The 10308-nt window shown below is 37.4% G+C and carries 11 protein-coding genes and 1 riboswitch; of the genes, 8 read left to right on the top strand and 3 right to left on the bottom strand.

The genetic code is table 11. From position 1 onward, the window contains the following. From BMY85_RS13390 to BMY85_RS13360, 7 genes are all read left to right on the top strand, one after another. Positions 1–311 (top strand): integrase core domain-containing protein (locus tag BMY85_RS13390; protein WP_143066393.1); only part of this gene is annotated, 311 nt, incomplete at its 5' end. 312 nt (positions 312–623) lie between these two features. Next, positions 624–836, top strand: coding sequence for an excisionase (locus BMY85_RS13385; protein WP_330387306.1), 213 nt, complete (start codon positions 624–626; stop codon positions 834–836). Between the two features lie 87 nt (positions 837–923). Beyond that, positions 924–1178 carry an excisionase gene (locus BMY85_RS13380; protein ID WP_092478776.1) on the top strand — a complete coding sequence of 85 codons (255 nt, stop codon included), beginning with the start codon at positions 924–926 and terminating at the stop codon, positions 1176–1178. Further along, entirely contained in the window at positions 1138–2412 is a 1275-nt protein-coding gene (locus tag BMY85_RS13375) for a site-specific integrase (protein WP_092478775.1), read from the top strand. The genes BMY85_RS13380 and BMY85_RS13375 overlap by 41 nt, the downstream gene beginning before the upstream one ends. 299 nt (positions 2413–2711) lie before the next feature. After that, positions 2712–3188: a low molecular weight protein-tyrosine-phosphatase gene (locus tag BMY85_RS13370; RefSeq protein ID WP_092478774.1), complete on the top strand. Its 477-nt coding sequence runs from the start codon at positions 2712–2714 to the stop codon at positions 3186–3188. A 65-nt stretch (positions 3189–3253) separates the two neighbouring features. After that, the gene (locus BMY85_RS13365; protein WP_092478773.1) at positions 3254–3823 is read left to right on the top strand and encodes an NUDIX hydrolase; all 570 of its coding nucleotides are present in this window, start codon (positions 3254–3256) and stop codon (positions 3821–3823) included. A 96-nt stretch (positions 3824–3919) separates the two neighbouring features. Further along, positions 3920–5119, top strand: a complete 1200-nt coding sequence (locus BMY85_RS13360) for a diguanylate cyclase domain-containing protein (protein WP_330387305.1) — start codon at positions 3920–3922, stop codon at positions 5117–5119. Between the two features lie 289 nt (positions 5120–5408). Here the strand turns inward: BMY85_RS13360 and BMY85_RS13355 are convergent, their stop codons facing one another. Then, positions 5409–6584 (bottom strand): phosphoribosylaminoimidazolecarboxamide formyltransferase, encoded by a 1176-nt coding sequence (locus tag BMY85_RS13355; protein ID WP_092478771.1) that lies wholly within the window; start codon positions 6582–6584, stop codon positions 5409–5411. Between the two features lie 79 nt (positions 6585–6663). Continuing rightward, positions 6664–7377 carry an IMP cyclohydrolase gene (locus tag BMY85_RS13350; RefSeq protein ID WP_092478770.1) on the bottom strand — a complete coding sequence of 238 codons (714 nt, stop codon included), beginning with the start codon at positions 7375–7377 and terminating at the stop codon, positions 6664–6666. A gap of 104 nt (positions 7378–7481) precedes the next feature. Next, a riboswitch (ZMP/ZTP riboswitch) is annotated at positions 7482–7563 on the bottom strand. 276 nt (positions 7564–7839) lie between these two features. Here BMY85_RS13350 and BMY85_RS13345 point away from each other — a divergent pair. Next, positions 7840–8097 (top strand): hypothetical protein, encoded by a 258-nt coding sequence (locus BMY85_RS13345; RefSeq protein WP_092478769.1) that lies wholly within the window; start codon positions 7840–7842, stop codon positions 8095–8097. A 177-nt stretch (positions 8098–8274) separates the two neighbouring features. Here the strand turns inward: BMY85_RS13345 and BMY85_RS13340 are convergent, their stop codons facing one another. Continuing rightward, positions 8275–10128: a CotH kinase family protein gene (locus tag BMY85_RS13340; protein ID WP_092478768.1), complete on the bottom strand. Its 1854-nt coding sequence runs from the start codon at positions 10126–10128 to the stop codon at positions 8275–8277. Positions 10129–10308: the final 180 nt, after the last annotated feature.

Below are 10308 nucleotides of genomic sequence, written 5' to 3'. Positions count from 1 at the left end.
GCCATAAACCTGGAAAGGGATTAATCCTTCACAGTGACCAGGGAAGGCAATTTACCTCGAAAGAGTTCAGCGATTTCTGTAAAAAGAAGAATATTCAGCAAAGTATGAGCCGTGCAGGCTGTCCATACGATAATGCTCCAATGGAACGATACTACAATACGTTGAAAAATGAGCATATAAATCTGTTCACCTATAAAACAAAGGAAGAACTGGACATGGCGGTAAAAGAGTTTGCTTATGTATGGTACAATCATGTGCGTCCACATTCCTATAATCAAGGGCGTACCCCATATGCAGCAAGGAGTGCATAAAATTTTATACACTAGTGTTACAATTTTGCTTGACTAGAACAGTGATTTCATTATTTGATGCCCTGTAGGAGTCCTTGGTTGACCTGGTGATCGGTCAATTTCTTGCGGGGCACTTGTCCAAAAAATGCTAATACAGATAAATAGCAAATTAATGCAGATGCCAAGAGGGAAATGGCGCTGTATTAAATGTTTTTTATCTATTTCCTTTTATAGGTCAAAGAGTCAATGCTTTGGCCTATTTTTTTACGCCCAAATCGTAAAACTGTGTCCATAGGAAAGTGAAGGATAAAAGAGATTTGGAGGTAATATATGATGGAAAATAAAGAAAGTAAAGTAACTGTACCAGTATGTGAGAAGTACACTCTTACTATAAGAGAAGCTGCAGCTTATTTTAATATTGGCATGAAAAAGATGCGCCGTCTTGCTGAAGAGAATACAGGTAGATTCGCTATTTTTAGCGGTAATAGATACTTAATAATTCGTACAAAATTCGAAGAGTTTTTGCAAAATACTTCTACGCTTTAATTACCTTTTATTTGCCAAATAGTAGTTGATATATTTGGAGTTTAGAGCCAATATATCACTACCCATATAATGAAAGGAGGATACCAAATGAAAGCACATGATGTAGCACTAGGTGAAAAAGAATATCTTAACCCTTCGGAAGCTGCTACTTATTGGAATCTTAGTAGAAGGAAATTCTTCAGATTCTTAAATCAAGGGAAATATTCATTTTTGGCATATTTTGGAAATAGGAAACTAATTCTTAGAGTTGAGTTTGAAAAGTATCTTAGAGACAATCAAGGCCTGAAGGAGGAATTAGCAAATGGGCAAGCGAGGACAAATAAGAAGAGACTCGAAACATAGAGTCCTTCGTAGGGGTGAATCACAAAGAAAAGACGGTAAGTACATGTTCAAATATCATGTGGATGGTAAGCCACATTTCTTGTCGAGCTGGAGGTTAGAGCCGACAGATAGACAGCCACAAGGGACCAAGCCTACATTATCGCTTCGGGAATTAGAAAAGCAGTTAGGTAAAGACTTAGATAGTCAGCTTGATCCACTTGGTTATAACATGACTGTAAAAGAGGCAGTTGAAAGGTACCTAGCGACTAAGACAGGAGTAAAACCAAACACATTGGTGAATTATCAATTTGTTAAAAATCTGATGGAGAAGGAAGATTTCTACTACAGGAAGATAAAATCTATTAAGGTTTCAGATGCCAAGCTGTTCTTAATCAAATTACAAAATGATGGGAAAGGGCATAGCACAATTAAAACTGTTAGAGGAGTTTTAAGACCTGCATTTCAGATGGCTATGGATGATGATATTCTAGTTAAGAATCCATTCCAGTTTGAATTAGCAGGAGTTGTAGTAAATGATAGCGTAACTAGAGAAGCTATTACTAAGGATCAAATGAGAAAATTTCTAAAGTTTGTACATGATGATAATGTTTATTGTAAATACTACGAGGTGGTATTTATCCTATTTAATACCGGCATGAGAATATCAGAATTTTGTGGTCTTACGATTAAAGATCTCGATATGGAAAAAAAGATAATTAATATCGACCATCAGCTTCAGCGTACAGGCATGAAGATTCATATAGAAAGCACCAAGACTAATGCAGGAACTAGAAAGCTTCCTATGACAGATGATGTATATTATTGTTTTAATGCAATACTGCAAGATAGAGAACCACCAGAACAAGAAAGAATAATAGATGGTTATGGTGGATTTTTATTTACAGATAAGGAAGGACTGCCACTTGTAGCAATGCACTGGGAACACCGATTCAACCATATGGTGGGACGTTACAATCAAATCTATAGAGTTCAGATGCCTAATATTACACCTCACGTATGCCGTCATACATACTGCAGTAATATGGCGAGAGCTGGAATGAACCCTAAGACACTACAATATTTGATGGGGCATTCCGACATAGGTGTAACCATGAACACATATACCCATCTAGGGTTAGATGATGCAAAGGATGAGATGATTCGCTTAGAGGAATTAGAACAGGCAAAAAAGGAGATTGAAAAAACAAGCGCCAAACCTAAACCAGCAACACAGAGTATGTTTAGAGCTATATAATATATGAAGATAAGACTCGCCAAGCGGGTCTTATTTTTTTGGCACTGACAAGTGTGTTTGTAAAACTTATATTGTAATGTTACAATATAGTATGTCGATACGGTTTACAATAGAAAAAGAGTAGTATACGGATAGGGGGTATTCGTCTACTAGGAGTATACGTTTGACAGCCACATCTTGCACAGACTTGCCCTATTTTGCAAAAACTGTGTAAATGGATTGGTTTTGGGGTGGATTTTTATGGTGCGCAAAATGCGCTAAAACACGCCGTATTGAGGCAATAAAGGAGGAATTTTATTTTGATTAGAGTTTTATTTGTCTGCCACGGCAATATCTGCCGCAGTCCCATGGCAGAATTCGTATTAAAAACCATGGTAACCGAACAAGGAATTGCAGATCAATTTGAAATAGCATCTGCTGCCACCAGCACAGAAGAAATCTGGAATGGTGTAGGCAATCCCGTCTACCCGCCAGCTAGAAAAGAACTAGAAAAACACGGGATATCCTGCAAGGGAAAAAGAGCAGTACAGCTAAAAAAACAGGATTATGATTATTACGACTACCTGATTGGCATGGATACTGCCAACATCCGCAACATAGAACGTATGACAGGACATAGTGGTGGCAAGATTTCCAGGCTATTAGAATTCGCAGGAAGACAGGATTCCGTAATCGATCCCTGGTACTCTGGCAGGTTTGACGATACCTACCGAGATGTTGTAATCGGCTGCAAAGCATTTTTAGAACATTTAAAGGAAAAGGGAGAACTATATTAATAATAGGTACAGTATCATGCAAATAATATATGCCAGTATATATAGAAAAAGGAGCCTAAACCCAAATGGAACTAAGAGAACAAATTGAACAATATACCCCATTTAACGAACAAGAGGAAAAAGACAAGCAATACATTCTTGCCTGCATGGACAAGAACTTTGATATTTTTCTTAGGGAAAATGCAGTTACACATTTGACTGCATCGGCTTGGATTGTCAATAAAGAACGAACCAGAGTATTGATGGTTTACCACAACATTTATAATTCCTGGTCTTGGCTAGGTGGACATGCTGACGGTGAGACGGATTTACTTAAGGTAGCATTAAAAGAAGCAAAGGAAGAAAGTGGAATTACCCATGTAAAACCAGTACAGGACGATATTTTTTCCTTAGAGGTACTTACAGTAGATGGACATGTAAAGAAAGGGAACTATGTATCTTCCCATTTGCATTTGAATGTAACTTATTTATTAGAAGCAGACGAAAACGAAAACCTCACTGTAAAACCTGATGAAAATAGTGGCGTAGCCTGGTTTACACTGGATGAGGCTGTGAAAGCTTCAAGTGAGGAATGGTTCCGTGAACATATTTACAACAAATTAAACAAGAAGCTTATTAAGACTCAGCACCTGTAAAAGCGGGTGCTTAAATTTTATTATTGTCTTATGCACAAATATTGTGATATAATAACTAAGTTAGAAAAAAACTTGCAAATGATAGTTACATAATAAATACAAAAGAAAGCAGGTGTTACTATTAATTTATTCCAAGTTTATATTTACATTCAATGTTTTACTCTATTTGTCATTGCTTATTTGTTACATAAAACTTTACATGCAAAAATGTCAAAGATATTAATCTCGTTAATGATGCTTGATATCTTTTCTTTATTTTATATGCTTGCTTACATTATGGAACATACAACAAAAAGCATGGATGTCATGTGCACGTCCATTAAAATCGAATATGCTGGCCAATATGGATTTATTATGTCTATGATGATGTTTTACGATTTGTATTTTGAGCGGACCAGAAAACGGATTCTCTATTACTTGGAAGCATTTGTATGTAGTGTTTGTGTAATAGCAGTGTTTACTATGGAGCACAACCATCTCTTTTATACATCAAGGAAGCTAAAAGAAATAGGGCAGTATGCAGTAATTCAGTTAAAACCTGGAGTCTTGTACTTTGTGTTTTACATCTCTAACCTGTTTATCATATTACATATTGAACTATTAGGAATTCAAAAATTAAAAACATGCAAAGATCGGGAACGAACTTCTTGCATCTTAATGATGGCAGGACCTCTTTTTCCATTATTAAGCGTTTTGGTAAAATGGAGTGGGGTAACACATAACTATGATTTAATGGCACTTGGAATATTAGGAATCCTAAGCTGTATCAGCGTGGCAGTGGTGAAGTATGATTATCTGGAACTAATCCGTAATGACTCAGAGACGGATCCTCTGACAGGACTTAGTAACCGGCTTTTCTTTACCAGTCAGGTTTCTTCTTACCTGCAGAATCAGACACACGGAGCATTTATCATGTTAGATGTGGATAACTTCAAAAATGTTAATGATACATTTGGCCATGGTGAAGGGGATCGGGTACTGGTTTCTCTCAGTGACTCTTTGAAAATGCTAGTGGCCGATGAATATTTTATTGCAAGAATGGGTGGAGATGAGTTCTGTATCTTCCTGCCAAATGTTACAAGGAAAAAAACTCTTACCCGTTTCTCCCAGCAGCTTTTGTCAACCTTTAAAGAAGATCAGAAGAGGAAGGAACTTAAGTCAAGCTGTTCCTGTTCCATTGGTATTGCCATTTATAATGGAAGTGCACGTACTGCATTTGAAGAAATATATGAATGGGCAGATAACGCTTTATATGATTCTAAAAACAGTGGAAAAGGCCAGTGGAAATTTTACTAAAATTTTTGTAGAATTTCCATTGGCCTTATGTTATAGCAAATCTTGTTTTGACTGGATTTTACATTTTTTAATGATAAGATATTTTTAAAATTGCATCGTGGGTTTCATACATATGAATCCATGCATGTGCATAACGTTCCAAATACCTAGTTTCGGGAGTCATGTTAGCTGTTTTTCAACCCAATAACGGACTTCCTTTTAACGATTTTTAAGAGAAACCCCTTCATCACACAGGACAAAGGGGAATGAACTTTTGGTCGGCATACTGTAAAATTCTTAAAACTGCATTTTAGTGATGGAATAAACGGATTCCTGTGAAGCACATTGCAATGCCGTGTTTGTTACAAGCATCAATTACATCCTGATCACGGATAGAACCGCCTGGCTGTGCAATGTATTTTACACCGCTCTTGAACGCACGTTCGATATTGTCATCAAATGGGAAGAAAGCGTCAGAACCAAGGGTTACGTCTGTATTCTGTGCTAACCAGGCCTGTTTTTCTTCCTTTGTAAATACAGCAGGTTTTTCTGTAAAGATTTTTTCCCATTTTCCATCAGCTAAAACATCCATGTAATCTTCACCAATGTATAAATCAATTGCATTGTCACGTTCTGCACGTTTCATTCCTTCGATGAAAGGCAAGTTAAGTACTTGTGGAGACTGACGTAAGAACCAGTTGTCTGCTTTCTGTCCTGCAAGTCTTGTACAGTGGATTCTGGACTGCTGGCCAGCACCAACACCGATTGCCTGGCCCCCTTTTACGAAGCAGACAGAGTTGGACTGTGTATATTTTAAAGTGATTAACGCAACTGTCATGTCAATAATTGCCTGTTTTGGAACTTCTTTGTTTTCTGTTACAACATTTGATAAGAACTCTTCATCAATTTTTAATTCGTTACGTCCCTGTTCAAATGTAATTCCATATACTTCTTTATGTTCGATAGGAGCTGGCACATATTCAGGATCGATCTGGATAATTGCATAGCTTCCTTTTTTCTTTTCTTTTAAGATTTCAAGTGCTTCCGGCTCATAACCAGGAGCAATGATGCCATCAGAAAATTCTCTTTTAATTACTTTTGCTGTTGAAACATCACATACATCGGATAAAGCAATGAAATCACCGTAAGAAGACATGCGGTCAGCACCTCTTGCTCTGGAATAGGCACAGGCAAGTGGAGAAAGTTCTTCCAAATCATCTACCCAGTAAATTTTTGCTTCTACTTCACTAAGTGGCTGGCCAACAGCAGCACCAGCAGGAGATACGTGTTTAAAAGATGTTGCAGATGGAAGACCAGTAGCAGCTTTTAATTCTTTTACTAACTGCCATCCATTTAAAGCATCTAAAAAGTTAATATATCCTGGCTTTCCATTTAAAATAGTAACAGGAAGTTCTCCTTCCTGACTGTAAATTCTAGAAGGTTTCTGATTAGGGTTACATCCGTATTTTAATTCCAATTCTTTCATGTTATTCTCCATTCTGCACAAAAGCTTGTTGTGCTATTATTTTTATTTACGTTCTATATTGAAATCCTAATGAAAAGGATTATTGGTTCTTATTCACGATTTTAGAAGTATATTCACCAGTCTGGATATCAATGTATCTTACAAATAAGGATACTTTGTTGTCTTCGTTTAAGCTGTTCCAAAGCAAATCGGTAAATGCTTCCATATCATCAGGAACGGAAACTAATTTAGGTTCGCCTTCAAAGCTTGGGAGCGGATTGCCATCACATTGATAGGTATGGATGAAATGGCCTTCTCCATTGACTGGATTTTCATATGAAAATGTGTAACGGCTGCAGGCAGCACCATTTCCATTATTGCTCTTTAAAATGGACATGGCATAATCGTAAGTGCCGTTTTCTACATGCATGATTCCAGAAATTCTAGGTGTGTAGTTTGGTGCGTCCGGCTCAAATTCTCGAGTTGTAAGTGCCTGTTCAAATGTCTGCTGTTTATCCATTAATTCATATATAGTATCTGTCTGATCCCCATTTGTTACAATTGTTTTGTTGCCAAGTACACGTACTGGTGCATAAATGATAAGACTTGGATCGGATAGTTTGGAAGGGTCAAATGCCTGTGTACGGATTCCAGTTCCATCTTCTACGAATATACGGTTACGGCTGTTTTCACTTCTTCCCATAATGAAGTAAGCAGTTACAGCATAACGTCCATTAGCGGACTTTCCAATAATAATACCTCTTCCTGGATATGAATTTTCTTTCAGTTCGTTTTCAATTGATAACATCTGCATGTTTCAATCTCCTTTCTTATCTCTCATCATAGTTGCAAGTTACAAAGTGCAGGTTCCTTTCCTAGACGCAAAAACCGCCTGGGTAATCTATAAAAACAGTGTTTATAGATTGCCCAGACGGTCGGCTTATTTACGAATCCATACTCCATGTGGTACTCCACTAATCCGTCAGTCGTATGGACAGTTATAGAATAAACTATTTTGTTCTGAATGGCAAGAGAAAATTTTAAATTCCTATAATTATTCTTACAGAACAGGTGCTCCTTTTAGGGGTTTTACATAAAAATATCAGAACCTTATAGCCAATTATAACTAGTTAAAAAAGTAGAGGTATTTTCTTTAAAAGCAGCAATCCCATTGGACATGGCAAAATGTCTAGGAAATAAATGGCATGCGATATACTCTTGCATAAACACAAATCATGTGGTATAAATATGTCACACCATACAAGGAGGACATCATATGCCACGTATATTACCAATGGAACAGCAGAAAGATTTCACAAAGATTATGAGCTTATGCAAGGAATCAAAAGAACCTGTCTTTTTGACAAAGGATGGAGCTGGAGCATTAGCAGTTCTTGATATGGAAAGTTATGAAAAATTTGTAAACAAAGAAGGAAAGAAAGAAACAGCAGAAGAGGAAATGGACGCTTTGGATCTGTTAATTTCCTTACACAAAAGTCTAGAAGAATCTGATGTACTTATGAATTTTATATAGAGAAGAATGCTTATACTGGCCAGCAGCTTAACCTTCCGGCCATAGCAGCAGAGGACATTTGCCTTTGCCGCTATTCCAGATCATTCAGCTTCAGTAAACAATATAAAAGAAACTCCCATGGAATTACCGTATTTCATGGGAGTCTTTATTACCTGAAAATATTTTCTATAATGTCAGTTATTTAATAGCTGCATTTGTAATCTGAAAATCATTTCCAGCGCCTACCTGGCAGCCAAATGTATAACTTTCTCCGCTAGCTAAGGATTTTTGCCAGTCAGGATTCGTAATGATACAATGTCCATTTGTACTGCTTACTAAATTAGCAGACCAGAGGCTTGTGACAGTACGGTTAAAATCGAAGGAAAGAGTCCATCCATTGGTAAAATCCTTTCCTGACTGATTGGTTACTGTAATATTGCAAACCGCACCAGAGTCCCAGCTATTGGAAACCGTTAATTTTACACTAACTCCTTTAGAAGATGGGACAGAAGAAACAGCTGGAGTTTTTGAAGCCACAGGAGAAGGAGAAATTACAGGAGTCTTTGTAGCAGCTGGGGATGGAGATGCTTTAGGAGAAGGAGAAACTACTGGTGCCTTTGACACTACTGGAGAAGAGGAAACTGCTGGGGATGATGTAGTCCAGGGAAAAGGATTAAACCATGGGAAAAATGGCGTATTTTGTGTTCCGGCTGAACTATTAGGTGTTAATACATTTCCATTGTTATCAAGCAGTCGCCCGTTAATAAAGTCCTCCGTATTAAAATAGTCAGTAAGCCATGCAATTCGGTTCTCTATCCAGTTACTTAAATATGTATAATGCTCCTTAAATGTCTTCAGCCTTGCTATTTCAGAGGATGTAAAAAATGTCGTTGTGTTCGCTCCCCATTTTTCCAAATTACGGTTGTAGGAATTGTAATTCTTTTGAGCTTCGGCAGTGACAAAGCCTGGGAGCGTTTCCAGGTCACTTTTCAGTTCATTGTAACGGTTCTGAACAAGTGTACGGAACCATTGGCAGGATAGGGCAGTTGTGAACCAAGGATTGGAGTTGGTAGCGGAATCAAGTACATCACGTGGGTTAAGGCCTTTGTATGAACTAACGCCTGCACCAGCAGAATTATTTCCAAATGAAAGATCGAAGTCCCACATTGGACCAAAGATAAGTTTTCCATAAGCATCCTTGTAAAGATAAAAACTGTCCCAGCCCACATCCACGTTTTTGGCTACTTCAAATCCTATGTAATTATCCACCAGGGAAGCAATATCAATATACTTTTCCGCCTCCGTCTGGCTGTCTTGCTTCAATGCGTTCATACATGTTTCCACATACTTAGCGATATAATCATGCTGCTGTTTCTGGATAGAAGAGTCTTCTGACAAATCGCTCTTGATTTCATATTTTCTAGATCCAATTGTAAATGGTGAATCTTCTGCGTATGATGTCATCTGAAGCAGGTAACCATTTCCCTCTACCTTATCCACGGATTCCTTGATAGCGACACGGTTTTTATTTACATTAACTAACTCCGTTAAAAGATAGGCACCCTGATAGTCTCCATTCAGGTAAACATCTACCGAGTGAAATTTCACAGCGTATGGAGATCCTGTCAGCATACTTGCCATTTGATAAGCGGCAGCATTACGTAGGTTAGAAGAGTCATAATAATTGGCAATCAGCCCCCAGCTCTTTCCTCCGCCTGTTCCAATATTCAGCAGATTCTGTTTCTTTTCAAATGATATCTTATAACTTTTCTTTGCGCAGTATAGCGAACTATTACCACGCAGACGTATTTTCATATCCATATTATCTAAGGTACTTGAGCCGTTTTCATCAATGATAGAAATTTTTCCATTGATCTGGCTTTTGTCTGTAGATGGTTGTGCATTGTTTTCGGTAGTAATCTGTACAACTGGTAAATCCATTTGCGTATAGGCTTTCGTTTGCCCATACTGATCTGCAGATGCCTTTATGCTGCAATTAGAACATATGATACAAAAGGCAAGCAGTGATAAAAGTAGTAGTTTTCGTTTCATTCAAAAACCTCCTTTAATATAATTGGATTTGTAATAGGCTAAAGTAAATATACTTTACTATTACAATAAACATTATATAGGAATTAAATGTAATTTGCAGTATATCTGCTCATCATGTGGGTTTCTGAGTATTAAACAGGAAATTTAATAAGAAGTCCTTAAGGATTTCCTCTTATTATG

The organism is [Clostridium] polysaccharolyticum, assembly GCF_900111595.1.
Lineage (GTDB): Bacteria > Bacillota > Clostridia > Lachnospirales > Lachnospiraceae > Clostridium_AI > Clostridium_AI polysaccharolyticum.
Note: the sequence above shows the minus strand (reverse complement) of the source record. Positions and strands in the feature narration are given on the sequence as shown.